We start from the raw sequence: 23,130 nt of genomic DNA on the forward strand, positions 1-23,130 counted from the left end.
TTGAGCTCCATTTTTTATAAACATATATTTTTAGTTATTCGTCTTCCCAAAAATTTCTTCTTGTAGACGACGACCAGTCGGTGTTGCTGCAAGTCCACCTTCTGCTGTTTCACGAAGTGCTACTGGCATCGTTTGTCCAATTCTAAACATTGCCTCAATTACTTCATCACATGGAATGGTACTCGTTACACCAGCTAATGCTAAATCAGCTGAAATCATCGCATTTGCAGCTCCTGCTGCATTACGTTTTACGCAAGGTACTTCTACAAGTCCTGCCACCGGATCGCATACTAAACCAAGCATGTTCTTTAATGAAATTGCCATCGCTGTAGCTGCTTGGTCTTGTGTTCCACCAGCCATTTCAACTGCAGCCGCGGCCGCCATTCCACTTGCTGAACCAACTTCAGCTTGACATCCTCCTGCTGCACCAGAAATACAAGCATTATTTGCAACAACCATACCGAAAGCTCCTGCTGTAAATAAAAATTCAATCATTTCTTCACGTGTAGGTTGCAACTTTTCTCTTAGTGCAAATAGCACACCTGGCACTGTTCCAGCAGACCCTGCTGTTGGTGTTGCACAAATAATTCCCATCGCTGCGTTTACTTCATTTGTTGCAACAGCTTTACTCACCGCGTCCAAAATCGTATCTCCAGATAAGCCTTTTCCGCTCTTCATATACGCCTGAACTTTTACAGCATCTCCACCAGTTAAACCAGTTGGTGATTTCACACCGCGAATACCACGTTCTACTGCTTGCTCCATCACGACTAAGTTCTTTTCCATACCAGCGATTACTTCTTCACGTGAAATACTTCTTGTTTCCATTTCACATTGAATCATAATTTCTGCGATTTTTACATTTTGTTCTTTAGCTTGCGCCACTAGTTCCGCTGCGTTCCGAAACATGGTGTGTCCCCCCTGCAATTATTCCATAATAGTTACTTGACAAATATTTTGTTGCGCTTTTATTTCTTCAATTACTTCATCTGCTAATATTTCATCTGTTTCGATGACCATTAGTGCTCTTCTTCCTTTTTCTTTACGAGAAACACTCATTGTACTAATGTTAATCTCGTGTTTCGCAAGGATTGAGGCTACTGCTGCAATAGCACCGAAGCGATCGTTATTTACAATAAGTAGTGCTGGACTCGTGCCTGATAATTGAAGATCGAATCCGTTTAATTCTACAACTTCAATTTTACCGCCACCAATTGAGCAAGCAACAACTTCAATTTCTTCTTCACCTTTATACAAGCGAATTCTCGCTGTATTTGGGTGAGGTGCATTTGCATCTTCTTCAATGAATTCCACTTCAATTTCGCGCTCTTTTGCTATCTCTAGCGCCTCTGGAATACGTAAGTCATCTGTTTCAAATCCTAATATCCCACCTATTAGCGCTACATCTGTACCATGCCCACGATACGTCTTTGCAAATGATCCATATAATGAAATGCTTACTCTTTCTGGTTCATGACGAAACAGCTGGCGAGCAACTTGCCCCATTCTTGCTGCACCTGCTGTATGTGAACTTGATGGACCAATCATAACTGGACCAATAATATCAAATACTGAGCGATACTTCATTATAACTCCCCCTAAACCTCTATGAAAAAATTTTTTACTATTCTATTAAGCTACCGGATTGGTTGCTTTTCCAGTTGTACTACGAATTTGTCCTGCTGTACGAATTGGATCGTTTTTGAATAACAGTGAAGCGATATATCCTGAAATAATACTAGTTATAATATGAAATAAGAAACTTAGCATTACCTTCATTTACACATAATATAAGATAATCTACAGTAAAGTCTTGTAGCAATCCAAAGTTTAACACAGAACCCCTTACAAGCATAGCACAAACAAGTGAAACGCCCATTGCTTTCATACCTTTTGATGCCTTAAAGCTAAAAAGTGAAAAAGGCTTCATACAAATAATAGTAATGTCCTTCCTATTATAATTTCCATGTTGCTCTCTCACAATTTATTCAACTTCACTTGTTATGATAAACGTCTCAAACACATGTAGCCTACAGTAAATTATAATCTGTCCTCATTATAGCTTGTTTTTAATAAAACGCTTACTTTTAATGAATTTTAAAAGTTCTGAATAACAATCCATTTTTGCTATTTGTACTACTTGTATGTCGTCCGACTTATATAACAGTTTTTCTAAATACTCGATACTATGTAGTTTCATCTTATATCTTTACATCATTAAAATTTTCTGTTTCATCCTATATAAGCATAAAATGATAACAGTTTTATTTTTATTTTTTTTTAGAAATAAAAAAATGGCAACCTTTCGTCACCATTTTTTCACAACATTATTATCTGTCCACTGGAAATGATTTTAAATCTGTAGCTATTTCTGTATTAGAAAATAGCTCTCTTGCCTCTTTCAATAATTCCTTATATGTATCCCCTTGATAACGGGAACTAATATGAGTTAATATTAATCGTTTTGCATTTGCCTGAAGTGCAATACTCGCAGCTTGCTTAGATGTGGAATGAAAATAATCATAAGCTTGTTGTTCATCTTCTGCCGCAAAAGTGGCTTCATGAACTAGTACGTCAGCGTCTTGTGCCAGCTCTCTACTCGCTTCACAATATCTCGTATCACCTAAAATGGTAATAATTCTTCCCTTTTGAGGTGGGCCGATAAAATCTTTTCCGTTTAATATCGTACCATTTTCCAATTCAACCACTTCTCCATCTTTTAAACGTTTAAAGAGTGGACCTGGTTTCACGCCCATCTCCAGCAATTTATCGACTAAAAGGGCGCCTTGTATATCTTTCTCTATAATACGATACCCAAAACATTCAATACCGTGTGACAATCTTTTCGTTTCCACATGAAATTCATTATCTTCAAACACAGTACCTTCTTCTGTTATCTCAACAATTTCAAGCGGGTATTTTACATGTGTCGTGCTTACTGATAATGCGACTTCAATAAACTGTTTAATTCCTTTTGGTCCATACACTGTTAAAGGTGTAGTCCCTCCTTGGAACGAACGGCTTCCTAATAAACCAGGCAAACCAAAAATATGATCCCCATGTAAATGCGTAATAAATATTTTTTCAATGCGGCGTGGACGTACTGATGTATGTAATATTTGATGTTGCGTCGCCTCACCACAATCAAATAACCAAGTCTGTCCTCGTTCTTCTAACAATTGCAAAGCAATTGCCGAAACATTCCTTCCTTTTGAAGGAACACCTGCACCAGTTCCTAAAAATACAAATTCCACTTTCTTTCCTCCAGCTCTTTATATAATCTATCTTTCATCTTACGGAATGTTATTTCAAATGGCAAATCGAATTTACATAACCAATCATCTAGACAACTATATATCACGAACGTTATACTTAAAAAACTTAGCAATCGTTCGTGTTTTATGTTAAAATGATTATACTACATTTTAAGGGAGCGTTTTATTATGAAAGAAGCATTTCGTTTACAAACTGATTTTTCATCTTCATTTGATCGCTGGGTACGTTCTTTCGTGTCTGATCACCCAGCACAATTAGAATGGACGACTTTGAAAGAGTTAATCCATGAATATACAACAACACATACAAATGATTCGTTACCAACATATATTTCTTCAGCTTTAACATATTATGCACAACGCGTTTCAACTGCAAACAGTTCAGAGATTGTTATTTTTGAAAATCATACAATCTCTTAATCTATCGTAAAAAGCACTGGTTACAGTGCTTTTTATTTATACTTATTTAGCAAATCGGCATATTCCGTCAAAAAATTTGTATACATACTTAAATCAAATTCATCTAAAATTATCTTTTTACTTGAGTTATTACATAATTGTTTTGCTTGTAGTGCAAAAACGACAATTTGTTTTTTATAAAAATAAAAAGTGTCATGATATGTACAGCTTCATGACACCTTCTACATAAACTTATTTTCTAATTTTTGCTGAAAAGACTTTTCTTGCTTACGTAATAATTGACTACCTCGTTGTAAAAGCGGCATTCCATACTTATCATTAATTTGATCAATGACAGCAAGTAGCGGCTCTTCTTTCGCATCTTCTTCAAATGAAAACAAATCTAATTGCTTCACCGATTCAGTCTTCCACTCTATTTCAGTAGCTGTAACACCTAATAAACGAACGGAATCGCCATCCCAATGTTGCTTCCATAAACGAGAGGCCGCTTGAAAAATATCTCGTTCTTCCCAAATGGCATTTTTTAATTGCTTACTCCTCGTTACTGTCCGCCTATCATGATATTTAATCATAATTTGAATATTATAGCTGACAAGAGTTCGCTTTTGTAATCTTTTACTCACTGATTTTGATAGCCTTTCTAACATATCAAGTAATTCTTTTTCTTCATCCATATCCTTTGAAAAAGTCATCGAATTACCAACGCTTTTATGTTGTCCCATTTGACTCGGATCAACTTCTCTATCATCCACACCTTTTGCCCTTCTTTGTAAATCAACACCATGCTTTCCAATTTTAGCGCGAATGATATGTTCATTTCCTTTTGCTAACTGTTCAATTGTTTGTATATGAATATCTTTTAATTTCTCAGCTGTTTTTTCTCCAATTCCATGCATCGCTCCAACCGGAAGCGGCCAAATCATTTCTGGAATATCTCGTTTTCGGAGCACGGTAATACCGAGAGGCTTTTTCATATCAGAAGCTGTTTTTGCTAAGAAAAGGTTCGGAGCAATCCCGATGCTACACGGAAGCTGCAATTCTGTTAATAACGCCTGCTGAATCATCTTTGCTATTTCAAGAGGTGAACCAAGTGCGTAACAGTCTGTAATATCTAAATACCCCTCATCTATAGAGACTGGTTGTATTTTTTCCGTAAAACGGGAAAGAATTTGAAACATTTGAAATGAAGCTTCGCGATATAATGTAAAATTAGGGCGCCTTACAATTAATTGCGGACATAACCTTTTCGCTTCCCAAAGTGGCATCGTTGTACGTATTCCATATTCTCTCGCCTCATAACTACATGTTATGATAATTCCTTTTCTTTCTTTTTCATTTCCAGCAACCGCTAACGGCTTCCCTTGTAATGATGAGTCATGAGCAATTTCAACAGATGCGAAAAAACAATTCATATCTACATGTAAAATAACACGACCTTTTTTTGGATACATTTCTCGCATAGTACTCACCCCCTAATCAGAACGTTCGTTCTTTTATTATAGCAAATTTTGCACAATAATTATAATTATTACTTGTTCTTTTCCATCATATTTATTGCTATAATTTAAATGAAGTGGATATTTTTGTAATTAGGGGTGATTATTATGAAATCAACTGATAAACTCAATTATACGTTTCTCATAATTATACTAATCGTCGCAATCAATTATTTACTTCTTCCTATATTTGATATAAACATAGCTGGTTTCTTTCCTCGTCTAGTCCATGTAGTAACAACTTACATACTGCCATGGATTTTCTTGTATTGGCTTATCCGCCTTGTAAAAGCAATCGAATCAAAGTAAAAAGCGTGTAAATCACAATTGATTTACACGCTTTTTTGTTATATTATTTCGCTACTTCCTCTATGATTGCAACAACTAATTCTGCTGTTTTCGCTAATTCTTCAACAGGAATCTTTTCGTTTGTTGTATGAATTTCTTCATAACCAACTGCTAAGTTAACTGTTGGAATTCCGTGTCCAGCAATTACGTTTGCATCACTTCCGCCACCACTTTGGTGAAGAGAAGGTGTACGACCAATTTTTTCAGCTGCGCGTTTTGCAACTTCTACAACGTGATCGCCATCAGCAAATTTAAATCCTGGATACATAACCTTTACTTCAACATCTGCTTGGCCGCCCATTTCTTTTGCAGTTGTTTCAAATGCTTCTTTCATTTTCGCAACTTGTACTTCCATTTTTTCATTGATTAAAGAACGCGCTTCTGCAAAGATTTGTACATGATCGCAAACGATATTCGTTTGTGTACCACCTTCAAAACGTCCAATATTTGCAGTTGTTTCAGAATCAATACGACCAAGTGGCATTTTCGCAATTGCTTTCGCTGCGATCGTAATTGCAGATACACCTTTTTCTGGTGCTACACCAGCATGAGCTGTTTTCCCGCGAATAATCGCGTTCACTTTCGCTTGTGTTGGAGCTGCAACAACGATTTCGCCAACTTTCCCATCGCTATCTAACGCGTAACCATATTTCGCTGTAATGCGCTCACGATCTAATGCTTTTGCACCAACAAGACCAGATTCTTCTCCAACTGTAATAATAAATTCAATTGTACCATGAGGGATATTTTTTTCTTTTAAAACACGGATTGCTTCGAACATGGATGCTAATCCCGCTTTATCATCCGCCCCTAAAATCGTAGTACCATCTGATACGATATATCCATCTTTAATAGAAGGCTTAATTCCATTACCAGGAACTACTGTATCCATATGAGAAGTAAAGTAAATTGTATCAACACCATCTTTTGTTGCTGGTAATGTACAAATTAAGTTACCTGCACCATGCCCAGTAACAGCCATTGTGTCATCTTCAAATACTTCTACACCTAAATCTGTAAATTTCTTTGTTAATACTTTGCAAATTTCTGCTTCAAATTTCGTTTCAGAATCTACTTGTACTAACTCCATAAATTCATTTACTAAACGTTCTTGATTAATCATAAGACTGCGCCTCCTGCACTACCATTATGTATGTAACACTATTAATTATAACAGAATTTCGCAAAAGTTTCGAAATACAAGACAAAAAACAGACGGTTTATATGTCTAGATAACCATCTGCTTTCTATTACTCATTTAACAATACCCAGCGCATATGATCTTCCCACACTCCATTAACCATTAACATCTTCCTAGACACGCCCTCATACTGAAAACCTATCTTCGTCACGACTTGTATAGATGCTAAATTTCGTGGCATAATCGGTGCTTCTATACGATGTAATTGAAATTCCTCAAAAGCAACTTGAATCGCTTTTCTAAGCGCTTCTGTCGTATAACCTTTGTTTAACTCTTCCTTATCTAATTTATAGCCGAGTACACAAGATTGGTAAATTCCACGAACAATTAAATTAAATGAAATACATCCAATTATTTTCGTATCATCACCTTTTTTAAAAATCCAAAGTCTGATGATTTTACCTTCTGCGATCTCTTTTCTATCCTTTTGTAACTTTTTCTTTTGATAATCTAACGTAAAAAAATCATCCGGTCTATACTCTTCCCAGGCTTTTAAAAATTCACGATTTCTGTCGTAATATTGAAGAACTTTTTCAGCATACGACTCATCAATTTCCCTTAAATGTAAACGATTTGTTTCATATATTTTCATCATCGTATCTCCATTCTTCAGCTTGCATAACAAAAAACTTATACCCTATCATTCTTATATATTCTCTACGTACATACAAATTTCCTGTTATACTTTACACACACTTCTCGAATTTTGTCATTTCTCTCCCCCTTGTCCACAATATCATTTCTCGTTACAATGATATTGTACTGATTTGCAAGGAGGTTTAACGATGCATAAAAAAGCTCAAAAAGTTATGATTTATGTAATGCTAATTTCTATGCTTGTAACAACATTACTTGCTGGCGCAAGTATGTTTTGGTAAAAAGGACGACCCGTTCGTCCTTTTTTTACTTTTTATACATAACAAAATAAACCATCTCGAAATCGAGATGGTTTATTTTATGTAAAGCACAATCGCTACAATACTAAAGAAAAATGACATTACAAGTGCTATCACAAAACTTGTATATTGTTTCTGCTGAAATGCCCCAATAACAAAAGTAAGGTTGAGTAACGCCATACATACAATCGCTACAAGATAAGAACATATATTAAAAGTTGCCAATATGAATGTAATAATAAATAGAAATCCCATAAAAAACTGCATATACGAAAGTTTTGGATTCAAGTACATATGAGCAACCCCTTTATCTCATTTTATCTTTCTATACTCTCATTAACGCATGGTTATGTACACATGTCAAGACAACTTATTACAATAGAAAAAGCCAACTTTTTCGTTGACTTTTTCATATGCAATGGCTCCTTTTTCTTTTGCCAATTGCTGAAATGACTTTTTCGATTTTACAATCCATACTTTCGTTCCAATTGGAATGCGATCAAATAAATATTCCACATCATTTTTCTTCATTCTTATACATCCTTGTGAAATATACTTTCCAATTGAACTCGGTTGGTTTGTTCCATGTATTCCATATTTACTCCCATCAGTTCCTCTTGCATTAAATCCCATCCACCTAGATCCAAGTGGATTTTTCGGTGATCCCCCAGGAATATTCTTCGCAATATAATATGGGTCCTTTGCTTTCATTACAATATCAAAAGTTCCCTCTGGTGTTAATTCATTTGTTTTCCCTGTCGCGACTGGAAAAACCTTTTGAATCTTTCCATCGTCAATATAAGCTAGTTTATTCGTCGCTTTATTTACAATAATGAAAGGATCACCGGCACGCGGATTATCACCAAGAGGCCAAATAGGCGATAAAGAAAGACATAATATGAAAGAGAGAAGATACGGCATAGATAATTCCTACCTTCTATATAAGTTCTTTTATATTATCCTTTCCTTTAAAGCGACTTTTAATGAGTAAATATTGTTCCATTTCGTATACAAGTTGAACAAGTTTCGCACGTATCTCAAATTCTTCACGTGTAGCCGGCAATGGCATATCTCTAAATAATTCTCGCATTTCTTGAAGCTGCCTTAAAGAAATAACCCCGGTACTCTGAGGGCTAATAGCATTTCCAATGTTTTCAACCACATCCGCAATCATGTCCGCCTGTTCATATGTCCACGATAAAGAAGCTGCTAACGGAATCATTCGCTCTAAAATTTCGAATTGTTGCATGCGCATATTAAAATAACGATAGTAATAGTCATCTTCTCGCATAAATGCATTCTCAAGTTTCTTAAACGATAAATCTCTAGCTTCATTTAGCATCTGTTCAGTTTCAATAAGTTCTGCCCCGCTCCAACTACTTTCTCGGTTTCGTAAATATACAACCATTTCAAACAAAATCTTTTTAAAATTATTTTCTATTTTACCTTGATACTCTTTTAGCTTATTTTCACTACTTGGCATATACATATTTACTAAGAGAGCCACGCTAATCCCTATCGTTAATATCGCAATTTCATTCCCAACAATAAGCCATGTAATTTGTTTCAATGAATATAGATGCATCACAATAACTGAACTCGTAACAATACCTTCTTGAATTTTAAGCATAACTGCAGTCGGAATAAATGTAAGTAATAGTACGCTAATTGCTAGTGGTGTATATCCAATTGTTTCAAAAATACAAAACGCGAACACCATTGATAATACACAGGCTAAAAAACGGTGTAACGACACTTGAAGTGATTTACGTTTCGTATTTTGTACGCATAATATAACTAAAATACCCGCTGAACTATAAAATTCCAACCCTAATAACTGTGCAATAAAAACGGCTGCGCCTGTCCCTATTGCTGTTTTTACTGTACGGTATCCAATTTTGAACATATCATTGCTCCTATATGTATAAACGTATTTACAGTTAGTATAAAAAAAGGATGACACAATGTCATCCTTTTCTACTTATTATTCACGTAACCTTTACATATTACAATATCTTTTGTAAAAATTGTTGCGCACGCTCACTTTTCGGTGCTGCAAAAAATTCTGCTGGCGCACTATCTTCTACAAGCTTTCCACCATCTAAAAAGAGAACACGATCTGCTACTTCTTTTGCAAATCCCATTTCATGTGTAACAATCGCCATTGTCATTCCTGTCGTAACTAATGATTTCATAACTTCTAACACTTCTTTTACCATCTCTGGATCTAGTGCTGATGTCGGTTCATCAAATAACATTACTTCTGGTTCCATTGCTAACGCTCTTGCAATTGCTACACGTTGCTTTTGTCCTCCCGAAAGACGATTTGGATACGTATCTTTTTTATCTAATAAGCCGACCTTTTCTAACAGTTTTTCGGCTTTCTTTTCAGCTTCTTGTTTCGTTACTCCTTTTACATTGATAGGAGCATACGTAATATTTTCTAATACAGTCATATGAGGGAATAGGTGAAAATGCTGAAATACCATTCCGACATTTTCACGAACGTGCATAATATTCGTTTTTGGATTCGTTACTTCTTCCGTTCCAATCCAAATGTGACCATTTGTCGGTGCTTCTAACACATTCATACAACGTAAAAATGTTGATTTCCCTGATCCAGACGGTCCAATAATTGCTACTACTTCCCCTTTTTCAATCGTTGTTGTAATTCCTTTTAATACTTCGTTTTTTCCAAATGATTTATGAAGGTTTTCAATTTTAATCACTTTTCTTCATTCTCCCTTCAATTGCCTTCCCGACTAATGTAAGAATAATGACTAGCATATAATAAATGAGTCCAACAAAAAGTAATGGTTCAAGGTATTTAAAAGTCTCCCCGCCTACGATATAAGCACGACGCATTAAATCCGTTGCTCCTATTACCGTTACTACAGCCGATTCTTTCGTAAGTGTCGCAAACTCGTTCACAAGCGCTGGTAATATATTTTTTAATGCTTGAGGGAAAATGATATTTCGCATCATTTTTCCGTAAGGAATTCCTAAAGCCATCGCCGCTTCTGTTTGTCCTTTATCAACCGCTTGAATGCCAGCACGGATTACTTCTGACATATATGCACCTGAATTTAAGCTAAATGCAAGTACAGCTGCTAAAAATGCCGGTATTTCATAACCAATTATTTGCGGGACACCGAAATAAATAATCATTAATTGCAATACAAGTGGTGTACCACGGAAAATTGATGTATAAAGATCTGCCGCTATATTTAATGCTCGTATTCTAGCAATTTTGCAAAGTGCTAATAGCGTCCCTAAAATAAACCCTGCTAAAGCTGATACTGCTACAATTTTCAAAGTAACTTCTAGACCTTTTAATATATACGGTATCGAAGGCGTAATCGCCGAAAAATCTAAGTTCATTCTTTTCATTCCCCTCACAGAAAAGTGAAAGGCAGCTTATTTTTCGCTGCCAAACCATTTCTTCACTAATTTATCCATTTCTCCATTTTCTTGCATTTTTTTAATTACTTTATTAAATTCAGCTGTTTTATCACTGTTTTTCGGAAGGGCAATTGCTGCTCCAACTTCTTCTGGAGCTTCTTTAATTTCAATTCCTTGTAAATCTTTCATTTTCTCTAAATAATTTTTAGCAACTGTGTCTTCTATAATTGCAGCATCAAAACGACCAGCTTTAATTTCTTGTACGATTTCTGGTATACGGTCACGTCCCTCAACTTTGAAATCTACTTGTTTTTTAAATTCTGCTGCTTTCTCTTCTTGAATAGATCCTGTTTGTACCCCTACTTTTTTCCCTTTTAAATCCTCTACAGATTGAATGTTAGAGTCCTTTTTAGAAACAATCATGTTTTTCGCAACAAAGTAAATATCTGTGAAATCAACATTATTTTTACGCTCTGCAGTTGGCGTCATACCTGCCATTACGAAATCAACTTTTCCTGAGCTAAGAGATGCTAATAAACCACCAAAATCCATATCTTTCACTTTCACTTCATAACCAAGTTCTTTTCCGATATATTTAGCAACATCAACATCAAAGCCGATAATTTCATCACTCTTTGAAGCTTCTACGTATTCATATGGTTTATAATCTGCTGAAGTCCCCATAACGAGTACTTTTTTATTTTTTCCAGTAGCCTTTTCTTCCCCGTTACTACAAGCACTGAACATACTTACAATTAAAATAAGTGCAAACGATATTGATAATAACTTCTTCATATTTCTTCCCCCTAATGATGTATATTTAAAAGTTTAATAGAATATTTATTCGATGTTTGTATTGTATCAGTACTTTTATTTTTATGCAATATATAAAATAAAAATAAATAAAAAATCATTAAAATCACTGTTAATAATGCATAAAAAGATGCATAAAGCAACCAACTACTGTATATCCTATCATTTTGAATAACAAATAAAAAAGGCGCTACACCCACTTAATTGTGAGCGTAGCGCCTTTTCAATTTTTTATAGTTCTTCGCAATTCTCTTCGAAATACGATTGTAGTTTTGCAATAACTTGCATCGGTTCATGACCTTCAATTTCATGACGCTCTACCATTGTTACAATTTTTCCATCTTTTAATAAAGCAAATGATGGAGAAGATGGTGGATACCCTTCGAAATATTCACGAGCTCTTGCTGTCGCTTCTTTATCTTGACCTGCAAACACCGTTACAAGGTGGTTAGGACGTTTATCATAATGTACAGAATGCGCAGCAGCAGGACGAGCAATACCGCCTGCACAACCACATACAGAGTTTACCATTACAAGTGTTGTTCCATTTCTTTTAAACGCTTCGTCTACTGCTTCTGGCGTCGTCAATTCTGTATATCCAGCAGAGACAATCTCTTCACGCGCTTGGCGGACAACATCATTCATAAAAAAGTTAAAATTAATCAATCTTTTCCCTCCTCTAAAACTACCTATTTGTATCTTACCAGTTAATGTTTATGAAATACAAGTAAGTTTACTTGTATTTCAGCATAGAAAAGGTGTTAGAGCTCTTGCTCTAACACCTTTTCTTAATGACCACGATGTTTTTGCTTTGCTTTTTGTACTTTGATTAAACGTCTTCTTTGTTTTTCAGCCTCTCGCTTCTCCTTAGATTGCACTTTCTTTTCTTGTTTATGCAGTTCATAAGATAAGCTAATTGCCTCTTGCGCCTTAGTAAAGCGGTTTACATTTACTTCTTTTGCTGCTTGTCGTATGATCCGCTTTATATTTTTGGGACGCTGTTTTTCTTTCACTTCCACGCCACATTTTGCAAAGTGCTGAAAATACGCTAACATTGAACCGTTCACAAATATAAGCACTTCTTCGTCTGAAGGTTCCGTTCCAAAAATATACCTCGCTCCATACAACTTCCCTTTTTCTTTACATGTAATGATTCCAACAAAAAATTGGCCATCGTGATATACTGTCAAATCCATTGACAGCCCCCCCTAAAAAAATTAGAAATACGGGACATCCCGGAGGGGAAGGTTACTGACATGAAATCATGCGTCTGGACTACCAACCAGAACTGTGTTTTTGTATTTCTTTCACTATTATTATATCTTTTTTTCCATAATCTTCATATATTCACTAATCATTTTTTTATGCGACCCAACAATATAGTCAGGTAGTTCTGTTAGTGGGAAGAATTTAAGCTGAACCGCTTCTTCTTTGTTCATAACAAAATCTCCATCGTATTCGTCCGTATAATAAGCGGTCGTTACAGATTGAAATTCATCACCGTTTGCTAATTTTGTAAAATAGTTCGCTCCAGAAAACACATTGATTAATCGTAGGTTCTTCACCTTTATTCCTGTTTCTTCGTATACTTCACGAAAAGCAGTTTCTTCTGGTGATTCACTAAGCTCCATTAATCCGCCAGGCAGCCCCCATTTTCCGTAAGGCTCTGTTCTTTGTTGTAATAATACATATCTATTTTCATTTATAACGAGTACAACAGCACCAACTAAAATTAAAGGGCGATGACCAACTATTTTCCGTAATTCTTCTACATATCCCATCGTATCCCTCCTTTTTCGTTGTCCACACTATTGTATCATATGTATGAAACGACAAAATGCGTATATTTTTCATTTTTTTAACAAAATATTTATTTTATGTGTTTCATCAACTGTAGCTAACAAAATGGATTCAACTTCTGCGTTTTTCTCTAGAAATTCTCTCGCCCATTCTTCTGTTTTCCCTAATAAAGCAAGAACATCTTGCTGAATGCTCCCATCCTTTACTAATACAAAAGAAACTGGAGATTTTTTTCCCGCCACTTTTAGATCAAGTCGGGAAACTGCCTCATATTCTGGATACCGAAATATAGAAACGACACCGTTCGCTTCCCATAATGCTAATTTGATTGTTTGAATATCGCTCACATTTCGCATACGAAGTTCTGAAAATAAATATTCCACGGTAATTCTCGCTTTTTTCAAATTGCTAAAATCAATGGAGCCGTTGTGTATAAGAATGATAGGTGCTGGCTCTAAAAAGCGTCTCCATCTATCCCATTTCAACATTAAAACTGAACTTATAATATGAAGTACAACGAGTATAAACGTTGTAATCATCGAGCCCATTAATCCTACTTTTTCATCAGACAATGCGTTAGAAATATTCCCGCCAAGCAATAACACCAATACAACATCTAAAAAGCGAAGTTGTGCGATGGACCTTTGCCCCATCGCTTTCGCAACTAATATTAAAAATATGTATGCTATAATAGCCCGAATAACCCATTCACTATTAGAAAGATGCCGTGCTCCCTCAAAAATATGCATATGCATCACTTTGCACTCCTTACATCCCAAACTGCTAGTCTGTTTTAGTTTGCAACGTTTATGAGTATATATGTAAAAAAAGCTGGTTCGTTTAAAAACGAACCAGCTTTTTTTACTTAACGGAAAACATATACTTTTTATACGTTTTTCGTACCGATAATATGAGACCCATCATAATCATATTCGAGAACAAGGAACTTCCCCCATACGATAAGAAAGGTAATGCAATCCCTTTTACAGGCATTAATCCAACAATCATACCGATATTTTGGAATATTTGAACCGTTAATATCCCAATCGATCCAGCACATAATAATGTACCGAATAAATTATCAGCAGAATAACCGATAATAATTGTTCTATATAGTAGTAATAGGAACAAGAATACAACTAACGCTGCTACGATAAATCCACCTTCTTCGGCAATTGTAGCGAAAATAAAGTCTGTATGCTTCTCAGGGATATAAACATTCCCTTCGCCAAACCCTTTCCCTTCCATACCGCCACTACCTACAGCTAAAATTGATTGCTGTGTTTGATAACCTTGATCTGTATGTTCAAATGGATCTAACCAACCTAAAATACGTGATTGTTGGTGCGGTTTTAGTAGCGTAACTAACTTATTAAAGAAGAAATCCTCATACCTTACGTAAATAAATATTAACGTGGATAGTATGGTGACTGGAATAACTGTACATAACGCTATCAATTTCTTCTGAATACCTGACATAAATAAAATACATGCAATGGCAGCAGCGTATAAGAACACCATCCCCGTATCCGGTTGGCTATATACAACAGCCATAGGCGGGAGGGATACTAACACAATTTTACCTACTAATTTTAAGTCCGTTTGGAATGTCCTTGCCATATACTGTGCATTATGTTTCACTGCTATACTTGCTACTACGAGAAGCAATGAAATTTTGAAAAACTCAGATGGTTGAATTTGTCCAACTAACGGAAATACAAACCATCTTTTTGCACCTAATTTTTCAGGTGTGAAAGTGGAAACCGGTAGTATTTTCAAAAGAATAAGTGAAGCAAATCCAACGATATAAAGTGGCCAAGACAATTTTTGCAATTGATCTAAGTCAATGCTTGCAACAAGCAATAACAATACAACTCCAATTATGTAGTTCAAACCCTGTTTCATCGCAAAGTTTGCCTCTCCATATTGGCCAGTTTGCTGACTGCTATATATAGCAGCTATACTCGTGACACATAATGCAAACAAAATTAATATTAATTTTACATCTAAACTTTTTAGAAACTCGGTACTTCTTTTCATGACATCCTCCTGAAACATTGTTACAGCAAAATAAAAAACCAGGAGTCAACATTCTTCATGTTTTGACGACTGATTACACATTATCTATAAAACACTTATATAGAATAACCCTCTTTTTCATACAATACAATATATTATACTACAGTTTCGTCAGTAAGATTTGCCAAAAAAATTATTCTTTTCTTATTTTATATCCATATACCATATATCAGCAATGTATTTTCATAAATTCCTAATACATAATCGTTCATTGTAAGATTACTGGGAAAGGTATTATACATATAGTAGGATGTAGATGAAGAAATAAGATGATAAAAAGCTCGCATAAGCGAGCTTTTTATTTAATATACAGATGTATTATTTTCTGACGTATTTTCTAAAATTTCTTTTACACGTCCTAAGAACTTACCACAAATTAAACCATCTAGTACACGGTGATCAAGTGATAAACATAAGTTAACCATGTCGCGAGCACCGAACATACCATTTTCCATAATTACTGGGCGTTTTACAATTGATTCAACTTGTAAAATAGCCGCTTGTGGGTAATTAATAATACCCATAGATTGAACAGAACCGAATGATCCTGTGTTATTAATTGTAAATGTTCCGCCTTGCATTTCGTCTGCTTTTAACGATTTCGTACGTACTTTTCCTGCAAGTTCTGTAATTTCACGAGCGATGCCTTTAATTGTCTTCTCGTCCGCATGTTTAATTACTGGTACAAATAGTTCGTCCTCTGTTGCAACAGCGATAGAAAGGTTAATATCTTTCTTCTGAACGATTTTATCGCCAGCCCACATTGAATTAATTTGAGGGTATTCTTTTAACGCTTGTGCTACTGCTTTTACGAAGAAAGCAAAGAACGTTAAGTTAAAGCCTTCACGCTTTTTGAAATCACCTTTAATTGAATTACGGTATGACACAAGGTTTGTCACATCTACTTCAATCATCATCCAAGCGTGTGGCGCTTCGTGTTTACTACGTAACATGTTCGCTGCGATTGCTTTACGCACACCTGTTACTGGAATTTCGATATCGCCAGGCATTGTTGGTACAGAAACTGGTTTCGCAACTTCTACTTTTTGCGCTACTGGCGCTGCTTTTGGTGCTTCTGGACGCGCTTCTACTACAGCTGCTACCGTTTCCTCTTTCTTCGCCGCACCTGCTTGCGGAATATTTCCAGATTCCACTAGCTTTAAAATATCTTTACGAGTGATACGGCCGTTTGCTCCCGTACCTTCTACTAGATCTAAATCAACGTTATGTTCACCTGCAAGTTTTAACACAGCTGGTGAAAAACGAGGTTTTCCATCAGTTGGTTGTTTTGCTTTCGGTGCTTTTTCAGGCGTAGCTACTTCTGCCTTTGGTTCTTCTTTTGTTTTTTCCTCAACAGCTGTTGCTGCTACTTCATCTGCGCCTTCTACTTGAATTACACAAACTACTTCACCTACAGCTAACGTATCACCTTCACTAGCGATTAACTCTTTCACAATACCAGTGAAAGAAGATGGTACTTCAGCATTTACTTTATCAGTCATTACTTCTGCAAGCGGATCATATTTATTTACGTGATCGCCAACATTAACGAGCCATTTACTAATTGTACCCTCTGTAACGCTCTCCCCGAGCTGAGGCATTGTAATATTTTCTACAGCCATGTATAGTCCCCCCGATTAAAATTCCGCAAGTTCACGCATTGCTTTTTCAACTTTATCTGGATTTACCATAAAGAATTTTTCCATTGTTGGTGCATATGGCATTGCTGGAACGTCTGGACCCGCAAGACGTGCGATTGGTGCGTCTAAATCAAACAGACAGTTTTCAGCAATAATTGCTGCCACTTCACTCATAATACTTCCTTCTTTATTGTCTTCTGTTACAAGAAGAACTTTACCTGTTTTAGAAGCTGCTTCAATGATTGCTTCTTTATCTAATGGATATACAGTACGTAAATCAAGAATGTGTGCAGAGATGCCATCTTGTGCTAACTTTTCAGCTGCTTGAAGAGCAAAATGAACACATAATCCGTATGTGATAACAGTAATATCATCACCTTCACGTTTTACATCTGCTTTTCCGATTGGTAATACGTAATCATCTTCTGGCACTTCACCTTTAATTAAGCGATATGCACGTTTATGCTCAAAGAATAATACTGGATCTTCATCACGAATTGCAGCTTTTAGTAAGCCTTTTGCATCATATGGTGTAGAAGGGATAACGATTTTTAAACCAGGTTGGTTTGCAAACATCGCTTCTACAGATTGCGAATGATACAATGCACCGTGAACACCGCCGCCAAATGGCGCACGAACTGTAATTGGACAAGTCCAATCATTATTAGAACGGTAACGAATTTTTGCTGCCTCAGAAACAATTTGGTTTACTGCTGGCATGATGAAATCCGCAAACTGCATTTCAGCGATTGGACGCATTCCATACATTGCTGCACCAATTGCGACCCCAGCGATTGCAGATTCTGCAAGTGGTGTATCTAGCGCACGATCTTCACCAAATTGATCATATAATCCGTGTGTCGCTTTAAATACGCCACCTTTTTTACCAACATCTTCACCTAAAACGAATACTTTCTCATCGCGTTCCATTTCCTCGCGCATTGCTAATGTAATAGCATCAATATAAGACATTACAGCCATGAAACGTTCCCCCCTATTCTGCGTATACGTGCTTCAATGCATCTTCAGGTGCTGCATACGGAGCATTTTCTGCATATTCTGTTGCTTCGTTTACGATATGCATAATTTCGTCTAACATTTGTTTTTCAGATTCCTCAGTTAACACGCCAACCTCTTTTAAATAAGCAGCAAATGTTACAATTGAATCATTTTTCTTCGCTTCTTCTACTTCTTCTTTATCACGATAAACACGATCATCATCGTCACTTGAATGTGCTGTTAAACGATATGATACTGTTTCAATTAAAGTTGGACCTTCACCACGGCGGCCACGGTCTGCTGCTTCTTTTACAGCTTTATATACTGCAAGCGGATCGTTTCCGTCTACTGTATATCCAGGCATACCGTATCCAATTGCACGGTCGGATACATTTTTACATGCTAATTGTTTTTCAACTGGAATAGAGATCGCGTATTTATTATTTTCACACATAAAAATAACAGGTAACTTGTGTACGCCAGCAAAGTTTGCACCTTCATGGAAATCACCTTGGTTGGAAGAACCTTCACCGAATGTAACAAACGTTACTAAATCTTTCTTTTCCATTTTTCCAGCTAATGCAATACCAACTGCATGTGGTACTTGCGTTGTTACTGGAGATGAACCTGTCACAATACGATTTTTCTTTTGACCGAAGTGACCAGGCATTTGACGACCACCAGAGTTTGGATCTCCAGCTTTCGCGAAACCAGATAGCATCAGTTCTTTCGCTGTCATACCAAACGCTAGTACAACACCCATATCACGGTAGTATGGTAATGCATAATCTTTCTCTCTATCAAGAGCAAATGCTGCTCCAACTTGTGCTGCCTCTTGTCCTTGACAAGAAATTACGAATGGAATTTTACCAGCACGGTTTAATAACCACATACGTTCGTCAATTTTACGTGCAAGTAACATCGTACGGAACATTTCTAATACTTGCTCATCACTTAAGCCAAGCTCTTCATGGCGCTTTTCTTTTACTTCTGCCATTTTTCATAACCTCCTAAATCCACATTTTTATGCGTGTAACGCTTTTCCATCTACAGCTAATGCTGCTTCACCAATCGCCTCAGATAATGATGGATGCGGATGAATTGTATGTGCTACTTCCCAAGGTGTTGCATCAAGTACTCTTGCAAGACCCGCTTCAGAAATCATATCTGTTACATGCGGTCCAATCATATGAACACCGAGAATATCATTTGTTTCTTCATCAACTACAAGTTTTACGAAACCATCTGATTCGCCGTATACAAGCGCTTTTCCGATTGCACGGAATGAGAACTTACCTACTTTTAGCTTATAGCCTTTTTCTTTCGCTTCTTGTTCTGTTAAACCGACAGAAGCAACTTCCGGACTGCTATATACGCATTTTGATACCATAGAATAATCAATTGGTGTAACTTCTTTACCAGCAATATGTTCTACTGCAACAATTCCTTCATGAGAAGCAACGTGAGCAAGCTGTAAGCCACCGATTACATCACCGATTGCGTAAATATGAGATTCTTTCGTTTGATAAAACTCATTTGTTTGAATGTATCCTTTTTCCACAACGATATCCGTATTCTCTAAACCAATATTTTGCGTATTGGCTTGTCGTCCTACAGATACAAGCATTTTTTCTGCTTTAAATTCTTTATTCTCACCGTTATGTTCAGCTTGAATTGTTACTCCATTATCTTTTACCAATGTTTCTGGTAATACTTTTGCACCAGTTACCACTTTAATACCTTTTTTCTTGAATAGACGTTGCATTTCTTTTGAAACGTCTTGGTCTTCTAGTGGTAGTATCGTTTTCGCATACTCTAATACTGTAACTTCTACACCGAAGTCAGCAAGCATAGATGCCCACTCAATACCAATTACACCGCCACCAACGATAATAATCGAGCTAGGAAGCGTTTCCATTTTTAGGGCATGATCGGAAGACATTACATACTCTCCGTCTAATTCTAAACCTGGTAATGAATTCGGACGAGAACCTGTTGCAATAAGTACATTTTTTGGAATTAACATTTCATTCTCTTCTCCACTTGCAAGTTCAACTGAAATTGTCCCTGGCATCGGAGAGAAAATAGATGGGCCAAGAATACGGCCAATACCTTCAAACACATCAATTTTACCTTGTTTCATTAAGTGCTGAACACCTTTATGAAGTTGCGTTACAATCTTCTCTTTACGCTCTTGTACTTTCGCAAAGTTTAGTTCTACATTGCTTGCAATAACTCCGAACTCTTCGCTTTTTTTAGCAGTTGCGTATACTTCCGCACTACGTAAAAGGGCTTTACTAGGAATACATCCTTTGTGTAAACAAGTACCACCAAGATTTTCTTTTTCAACAAGTGCAGTTTTTAACCCTAGTTGTGATGCACGAATTGCAGCAACATATCCACCAGTACCGCCGCCAACGATGACTAAATCATATTCTTTTGCCATTATCTCAACCCCTAGCTACCGTTTCTTTTTCACGTACAATATATTCTTTTGGAGCTTCTTCTTCACGTAGTACACGAAGTGCCCCTTCTGCTAATGCTTGTAATTCATCTTCTCCTGGATGTACGATAACATCTGCAATCCAGTCTACTCGTTCTTTTATTTCATCAACAAGGATTTTACTGTAAGCAAGTCCACCAGTTAATACGATTGCATCGATTTTCCCGTGAAGTACAGCGCTAGCTCCGCCAATCTCTTTTGCAACTTGATATGCCATAGCTTTATAAATAAGAGTTGCTTCAGGATCACCTTTTTCAACCATTTGTTCTACTTTAATCGCATCATTTGTACCGATAAGACTTACAAGTCCACCTTGTCCGACAAGTTTTTTAATCATTTCATCTCGGTAATACTCACCAGAGAAACACATTTCTACTAGTTGCCCTACTGGTACTGTACCAGCGCGCTCTGGACTAAATGGGCCTTCTCCGTTTAAACCGTTATTTACATCGATTACTCTTCCTTTTTTATGAGCACCAACTGTAATACCGCCGCCCATATGTGTAACTAATAAATTTAAATCCTCATATTTGTGATTTAACTGTTCAGCTACTTTACGAGCAACTGCTTTTTGATTTAATGCATGGAAGATACTTTTGCGTTCCATACCAGCAATACCACTTATACGAGCAATAGGCTCCATTTCATCTACAACGACAGGGTCTACAATGAATGCCGGAATATTTAATCCAGAAGCTATTTCATATGCTAAAATGCCCCCAAGGTTTGAAGCGTGATGACCACTAAAACCATTTTTTAAATCTTCTAACATCGCATCGTTTACTGTGTATGTTCCGCCTTCGATTGGACGAAGTAATCCCCCACGGCCACAAACTGCGTTTAATTTTGAAATGTTAATACCGTGAGAATGTAGAACTTCTAAGATCGTTTCTTTACGAAACTCATATTGGTCGATAATTCGCTTATATTTTCCAATCTGTTCTTCGTCATGACGAATAGTTTCTTCTAAAACGGGTCTTTCATTATCAAAAACACCAATTTTTGTGGATGTACTACCCGGATTAATAACAAGAATTCGATTTACAGACACTGTTGCTACCTCCACTAATAAATTCAAAAGGAGGTGGAAACCTCATAAGAGGTAACCACACCTTTTGTAAAAGTAATATATGAATGATTAGCGACGGCTAATAATGTCGTGACCGTTGCGTAAGTATGTGCTACGAGAGTTTTTCAAGCTTGCAATGCGCTCTTCAGCTAGACGATCAGCTGCTACATAAGTTGCAATGCCATCGCGTTTTGAAATTTCGATTACTTTTGCAATTGTGTCATAAATTGATTCTACGCGTTTTAATGCACGTTCTCTATTGTATCCATATAACTCGTCTGCTACGTTAATTACGCCACCTGCATTAATTACATAGTCTGGTGCGTATACAATACCCATTTCATGAATGATGTCGCCGTGACGATCTTCTTTTAATTGGTTATTTGCAGAACCTGCAATTACTTTTGCTTTAAGTTGTGGAATAGTTTCGTCATTAACTGTTGCGCCTAATGCACATGGTGCGTAAATATCACATTCAACACCGTAAATTTCATTTGGCTCAACTGCTGTTGCACCGAATTCTTCTACTGCACGTTGTACAGCTTCTTTATTAATATCTGTAACGATTAGTTTTGCGCCTTCAGCGTGTAAATGTTTGCATAGGTGATATGCTACGTTACCAACACCTTGAACAGCAATTACTTTTCCTTCTAAATTATCAGTACCGAAAGCCTCTTTCGCAGCAGCTTTCATACCACGATAAACACCGTATGCAGTTACTGGAGATGGGTTACCAGAAGAACCGAATGATGGTGAAATACCTGTTACAAAGTCAGTTTCTTCGTGGATAATATCCATATCATCTACTGTTGTACCAACATCTTCAGCTGTAATGTAACGTCCGTTTAGTCCTTGAATATAACGACCTAATGCACGGAACATTGCTTCGCTCTTATCTTTACGTGGATCACCGATAATTACTGTTTTCGCACCACCTAAGTTTAAACCAGCTGCTGCGTTTTTGTATGTCATTCCTTTTGCAAGACGCAATGCATCTTCAATCGCCGCTTCTTCAGAATCATATGTCCACATTCTTGTTCCACCAAGAGCAGGTCCAAGTGTTGTATCATGAATTGCAATGATTGCTTTTAAACCTGATTCTTTATCTTGACAAAATACTACTTGCTCATAATCATATTTTTCTAAGTATTCGAAGATTTCTAATGCCATTGTCGTTTCCCCCTAATGT

The 23,130-nt window shown here is 36.5% G+C and carries 27 protein-coding genes and 1 pseudogene; 3 read left to right on the forward strand and 25 right to left on the reverse strand.

Going from position 1 to position 23,130, the window contains the following annotated elements:
- Positions 1 to 30: 30 nt before the first annotated feature.
- The 4 genes from sdaAA to rnz form a co-directional block, all read right to left on the reverse strand.
- A complete protein-coding gene (gene sdaAA, locus MR147_RS18255) occupies positions 31 to 909 on the reverse strand; it encodes an L-serine ammonia-lyase, iron-sulfur-dependent, subunit alpha (RefSeq protein ID WP_000489462.1) in 879 nt (292 codons plus the stop codon).
- A gap of 18 nt (positions 910 to 927) precedes the next feature.
- Complete coding sequence (gene sdaAB / locus MR147_RS18260) at positions 928 to 1,587, reverse strand: L-serine ammonia-lyase, iron-sulfur-dependent subunit beta (protein ID WP_000877446.1); 660 nt, start codon at positions 1,585 to 1,587, stop codon at positions 928 to 930.
- A 45-nt stretch (positions 1,588 to 1,632) separates the two neighbouring features.
- Complete coding sequence (locus MR147_RS18265) at positions 1,633 to 1,770, reverse strand: hypothetical protein (protein WP_172407365.1); 138 nt, start codon at positions 1,768 to 1,770, stop codon at positions 1,633 to 1,635.
- A 560-nt stretch (positions 1,771 to 2,330) separates the two neighbouring features.
- Entirely contained in the window at positions 2,331 to 3,254 is a 924-nt protein-coding gene (gene rnz, locus MR147_RS18270; protein ID WP_000397443.1) for a ribonuclease Z, read from the reverse strand.
- 189 nt (positions 3,255 to 3,443) lie between these two features.
- Between rnz and MR147_RS18275 the strand changes: the two genes are divergently transcribed.
- Positions 3,444 to 3,695 (forward strand): DUF3932 family protein, encoded by a 252-nt coding sequence (locus MR147_RS18275; RefSeq protein WP_074606961.1) that lies wholly within the window; start codon positions 3,444 to 3,446, stop codon positions 3,693 to 3,695.
- A 32-nt stretch (positions 3,696 to 3,727) separates the two neighbouring features.
- On the opposite strand, the pseudogene MR147_RS27060 reads toward MR147_RS18275, so the two are convergent.
- Positions 3,728 to 3,874, reverse strand: a pseudogene (locus MR147_RS27060) (DNA polymerase IV); the annotation flags it as partial.
- Positions 3,875 to 3,916: 42 nt separating this feature from the next.
- A complete protein-coding gene (locus tag MR147_RS18280; protein ID WP_001208839.1) occupies positions 3,917 to 5,155 on the reverse strand; it encodes a DNA polymerase IV in 1,239 nt (412 codons plus the stop codon).
- A gap of 144 nt (positions 5,156 to 5,299) precedes the next feature.
- On the opposite strand from MR147_RS18280, the gene MR147_RS18285 reads away from it, so the two are divergent.
- A complete protein-coding gene (locus MR147_RS18285; RefSeq protein ID WP_000842869.1) occupies positions 5,300 to 5,500 on the forward strand; it encodes a hypothetical protein in 201 nt (66 codons plus the stop codon).
- A 43-nt stretch (positions 5,501 to 5,543) separates the two neighbouring features.
- On the opposite strand, the gene MR147_RS18290 is transcribed toward MR147_RS18285, so the two are convergent.
- Both MR147_RS18290 and MR147_RS18295 read right to left on the reverse strand, forming a co-directional pair.
- The gene (locus tag MR147_RS18290) at positions 5,544 to 6,662 is read right to left on the reverse strand and encodes a tripeptidase T (protein ID WP_000609811.1); all 1,119 of its coding nucleotides are present in this window, start codon (positions 6,660 to 6,662) and stop codon (positions 5,544 to 5,546) included.
- Positions 6,663 to 6,789: 127 nt separating this feature from the next.
- On the reverse strand, positions 6,790 to 7,335 hold the full coding sequence (locus MR147_RS18295) for a GNAT family N-acetyltransferase (protein WP_001993297.1): 546 nt from the start codon (positions 7,333 to 7,335) through the stop codon (positions 6,790 to 6,792).
- A gap of 190 nt (positions 7,336 to 7,525) precedes the next feature.
- Between MR147_RS18295 and prli42 the strand changes: the two genes are divergently transcribed.
- Entirely contained in the window at positions 7,526 to 7,618 is a 93-nt protein-coding gene (gene prli42, locus MR147_RS18300) for a stressosome-associated protein Prli42 (RefSeq protein WP_000549038.1), read from the forward strand.
- A gap of 72 nt (positions 7,619 to 7,690) precedes the next feature.
- Here prli42 and MR147_RS18305 read toward each other — a convergent pair whose 3' ends face one another.
- The 17 genes from MR147_RS18305 to MR147_RS18385 form a co-directional block, all read right to left on the reverse strand.
- Positions 7,691 to 7,930 carry a DUF3894 domain-containing protein gene (locus MR147_RS18305; RefSeq protein ID WP_000281163.1) on the reverse strand — a complete coding sequence of 80 codons (240 nt, stop codon included), beginning with the start codon at positions 7,928 to 7,930 and terminating at the stop codon, positions 7,691 to 7,693.
- Between the two features lie 66 nt (positions 7,931 to 7,996).
- Positions 7,997 to 8,557 (reverse strand): L,D-transpeptidase, encoded by a 561-nt coding sequence (locus MR147_RS18310; protein WP_074606963.1) that lies wholly within the window; start codon positions 8,555 to 8,557, stop codon positions 7,997 to 7,999.
- 16 nt (positions 8,558 to 8,573) lie between these two features.
- A complete protein-coding gene (locus MR147_RS18315; RefSeq protein WP_074606965.1) occupies positions 8,574 to 9,542 on the reverse strand; it encodes an aromatic acid exporter family protein in 969 nt (322 codons plus the stop codon).
- 100 nt (positions 9,543 to 9,642) lie between these two features.
- Positions 9,643 to 10,365 carry an amino acid ABC transporter ATP-binding protein gene (locus MR147_RS18320; protein ID WP_000590218.1) on the reverse strand — a complete coding sequence of 241 codons (723 nt, stop codon included), beginning with the start codon at positions 10,363 to 10,365 and terminating at the stop codon, positions 9,643 to 9,645.
- Positions 10,358 to 11,017 carry an amino acid ABC transporter permease gene (locus tag MR147_RS18325; RefSeq protein ID WP_001046917.1) on the reverse strand — a complete coding sequence of 220 codons (660 nt, stop codon included), beginning with the start codon at positions 11,015 to 11,017 and terminating at the stop codon, positions 10,358 to 10,360. The genes MR147_RS18320 and MR147_RS18325 overlap by 8 nt, the downstream gene beginning before the upstream one ends.
- Positions 11,018 to 11,053: 36 nt before the next feature.
- Positions 11,054 to 11,833 (reverse strand): transporter substrate-binding domain-containing protein, encoded by a 780-nt coding sequence (locus MR147_RS18330; RefSeq protein WP_074606966.1) that lies wholly within the window; start codon positions 11,831 to 11,833, stop codon positions 11,054 to 11,056.
- A gap of 249 nt (positions 11,834 to 12,082) precedes the next feature.
- On the reverse strand, positions 12,083 to 12,496 hold the full coding sequence (locus MR147_RS18335) for a BrxA/BrxB family bacilliredoxin (RefSeq protein WP_001998211.1): 414 nt from the start codon (positions 12,494 to 12,496) through the stop codon (positions 12,083 to 12,085).
- A 143-nt stretch (positions 12,497 to 12,639) separates the two neighbouring features.
- The gene (locus MR147_RS18340; RefSeq protein ID WP_000366594.1) at positions 12,640 to 13,047 is read right to left on the reverse strand and encodes a YjdF family protein; all 408 of its coding nucleotides are present in this window, start codon (positions 13,045 to 13,047) and stop codon (positions 12,640 to 12,642) included.
- Between the two features lie 120 nt (positions 13,048 to 13,167).
- Positions 13,168 to 13,632 (reverse strand): NUDIX hydrolase, encoded by a 465-nt coding sequence (locus MR147_RS18345; RefSeq protein WP_014481752.1) that lies wholly within the window; start codon positions 13,630 to 13,632, stop codon positions 13,168 to 13,170.
- Between the two features lie 69 nt (positions 13,633 to 13,701).
- Positions 13,702 to 14,406, reverse strand: a complete 705-nt coding sequence (locus MR147_RS18350; RefSeq protein WP_000550968.1) for a DUF421 domain-containing protein — start codon at positions 14,404 to 14,406, stop codon at positions 13,702 to 13,704.
- A gap of 106 nt (positions 14,407 to 14,512) precedes the next feature.
- The gene (locus MR147_RS18355) at positions 14,513 to 15,691 is read right to left on the reverse strand and encodes an FtsW/RodA/SpoVE family cell cycle protein (protein WP_000831197.1); all 1,179 of its coding nucleotides are present in this window, start codon (positions 15,689 to 15,691) and stop codon (positions 14,513 to 14,515) included.
- 341 nt (positions 15,692 to 16,032) lie between these two features.
- Positions 16,033 to 17,352 (reverse strand): dihydrolipoamide acetyltransferase family protein, encoded by a 1,320-nt coding sequence (locus tag MR147_RS18360; RefSeq protein ID WP_074607159.1) that lies wholly within the window; start codon positions 17,350 to 17,352, stop codon positions 16,033 to 16,035.
- 15 nt (positions 17,353 to 17,367) lie between these two features.
- Positions 17,368 to 18,351, reverse strand: a complete 984-nt coding sequence (gene bfmBAB, locus MR147_RS18365) for a 3-methyl-2-oxobutanoate dehydrogenase subunit beta (RefSeq protein ID WP_000290076.1) — start codon at positions 18,349 to 18,351, stop codon at positions 17,368 to 17,370.
- 13 nt (positions 18,352 to 18,364) lie between these two features.
- Positions 18,365 to 19,366 (reverse strand): 3-methyl-2-oxobutanoate dehydrogenase subunit alpha, encoded by a 1,002-nt coding sequence (bfmBAA, locus tag MR147_RS18370; protein WP_000852555.1) that lies wholly within the window; start codon positions 19,364 to 19,366, stop codon positions 18,365 to 18,367.
- A 27-nt stretch (positions 19,367 to 19,393) separates the two neighbouring features.
- Positions 19,394 to 20,815 (reverse strand): dihydrolipoyl dehydrogenase, encoded by a 1,422-nt coding sequence (gene lpdA, locus MR147_RS18375; protein ID WP_001051291.1) that lies wholly within the window; start codon positions 20,813 to 20,815, stop codon positions 19,394 to 19,396.
- A gap of 4 nt (positions 20,816 to 20,819) precedes the next feature.
- The gene (gene buk, locus MR147_RS18380; protein ID WP_000115774.1) at positions 20,820 to 21,923 is read right to left on the reverse strand and encodes a butyrate kinase; all 1,104 of its coding nucleotides are present in this window, start codon (positions 21,921 to 21,923) and stop codon (positions 20,820 to 20,822) included.
- Positions 21,924 to 22,010: 87 nt separating this feature from the next.
- Positions 22,011 to 23,111, reverse strand: a complete 1,101-nt coding sequence (locus MR147_RS18385; protein ID WP_001162675.1) for a leucine dehydrogenase — start codon at positions 23,109 to 23,111, stop codon at positions 22,011 to 22,013.
- Between the last annotated feature and the right edge of the window lie 19 nt (positions 23,112 to 23,130).

The organism is Bacillus cereus group sp. BfR-BA-01350, from assembly GCF_022663775.1.
GTDB lineage: Bacteria > Bacillota > Bacilli > Bacillales > Bacillaceae_G > Bacillus_A > Bacillus_A paranthracis.

What these genes read in the sequence shown, in the direction of transcription:
- MR147_RS18265 (WP_172407365.1), bottom strand. Translation starts at nt 1,770, where the DNA reads ATGCTAAGTTTCTTATTTCATATTATAACTAGTATTATTTCAGGATAT.
- MR147_RS18350 (WP_000550968.1), bottom strand. Translation starts at nt 14,406, where the DNA reads ATGCATATGCATATTTTTGAGGGAGCACGGCATCTTTCTAATAGTGAA.
- MR147_RS18330 (WP_074606966.1), bottom strand. Translation starts at nt 11,833, where the DNA reads ATGAAGAAGTTATTATCAATATCGTTTGCACTTATTTTAATTGTAAGT.
- MR147_RS18355 (WP_000831197.1), bottom strand. Translation starts at nt 15,691, where the DNA reads ATGAAAAGAAGTACCGAGTTTCTAAAAAGTTTAGATGTAAAATTAATA.
- MR147_RS18310 (WP_074606963.1), bottom strand. Translation starts at nt 8,557, where the DNA reads ATGCCGTATCTTCTCTCTTTCATATTATGTCTTTCTTTATCGCCTATT.
- MR147_RS18280 (WP_001208839.1), bottom strand. Translation starts at nt 5,155, where the DNA reads ATGCGAGAAATGTATCCAAAAAAAGGTCGTGTTATTTTACATGTAGAT.
- bfmBAA (WP_000852555.1), bottom strand. Translation starts at nt 19,366, where the DNA reads ATGGCAGAAGTAAAAGAAAAGCGCCATGAAGAGCTTGGCTTAAGTGAT.
- MR147_RS18285 (WP_000842869.1), top strand. Translation starts at nt 5,300, where the DNA reads ATGAAATCAACTGATAAACTCAATTATACGTTTCTCATAATTATACTA.
- lpdA (WP_001051291.1), bottom strand. Translation starts at nt 20,815, where the DNA reads ATGGCAAAAGAATATGATTTAGTCATCGTTGGCGGCGGTACTGGTGGA.
- prli42 (WP_000549038.1), top strand. Translation starts at nt 7,526, where the DNA reads ATGCATAAAAAAGCTCAAAAAGTTATGATTTATGTAATGCTAATTTCT.
- MR147_RS18305 (WP_000281163.1), bottom strand. Translation starts at nt 7,930, where the DNA reads ATGTACTTGAATCCAAAACTTTCGTATATGCAGTTTTTTATGGGATTT.
- MR147_RS18275 (WP_074606961.1), top strand. Translation starts at nt 3,444, where the DNA reads ATGAAAGAAGCATTTCGTTTACAAACTGATTTTTCATCTTCATTTGAT.
- bfmBAB (WP_000290076.1), bottom strand. Translation starts at nt 18,351, where the DNA reads ATGGCTGTAATGTCTTATATTGATGCTATTACATTAGCAATGCGCGAG.
- MR147_RS18345 (WP_014481752.1), bottom strand. Translation starts at nt 13,632, where the DNA reads ATGGGATATGTAGAAGAATTACGGAAAATAGTTGGTCATCGCCCTTTA.
- MR147_RS18335 (WP_001998211.1), bottom strand. Translation starts at nt 12,496, where the DNA reads ATGAATGATGTTGTCCGCCAAGCGCGTGAAGAGATTGTCTCTGCTGGA.
- MR147_RS18340 (WP_000366594.1), bottom strand. Translation starts at nt 13,047, where the DNA reads ATGGATTTGACAGTATATCACGATGGCCAATTTTTTGTTGGAATCATT.
- MR147_RS18385 (WP_001162675.1), bottom strand. Translation starts at nt 23,111, where the DNA reads ATGGCATTAGAAATCTTCGAATACTTAGAAAAATATGATTATGAGCAA.
- sdaAB (WP_000877446.1), bottom strand. Translation starts at nt 1,587, where the DNA reads ATGAAGTATCGCTCAGTATTTGATATTATTGGTCCAGTTATGATTGGT.
- MR147_RS18295 (WP_001993297.1), bottom strand. Translation starts at nt 7,335, where the DNA reads ATGATGAAAATATATGAAACAAATCGTTTACATTTAAGGGAAATTGAT.
- MR147_RS18315 (WP_074606965.1), bottom strand. Translation starts at nt 9,542, where the DNA reads ATGTTCAAAATTGGATACCGTACAGTAAAAACAGCAATAGGGACAGGC.
- sdaAA (WP_000489462.1), bottom strand. Translation starts at nt 909, where the DNA reads ATGTTTCGGAACGCAGCGGAACTAGTGGCGCAAGCTAAAGAACAAAAT.
- MR147_RS18290 (WP_000609811.1), bottom strand. Translation starts at nt 6,662, where the DNA reads ATGATTAATCAAGAACGTTTAGTAAATGAATTTATGGAGTTAGTACAA.
- MR147_RS18360 (WP_074607159.1), bottom strand. Translation starts at nt 17,352, where the DNA reads ATGGCTGTAGAAAATATTACAATGCCTCAGCTCGGGGAGAGCGTTACA.
- MR147_RS18325 (WP_001046917.1), bottom strand. Translation starts at nt 11,017, where the DNA reads ATGAACTTAGATTTTTCGGCGATTACGCCTTCGATACCGTATATATTA.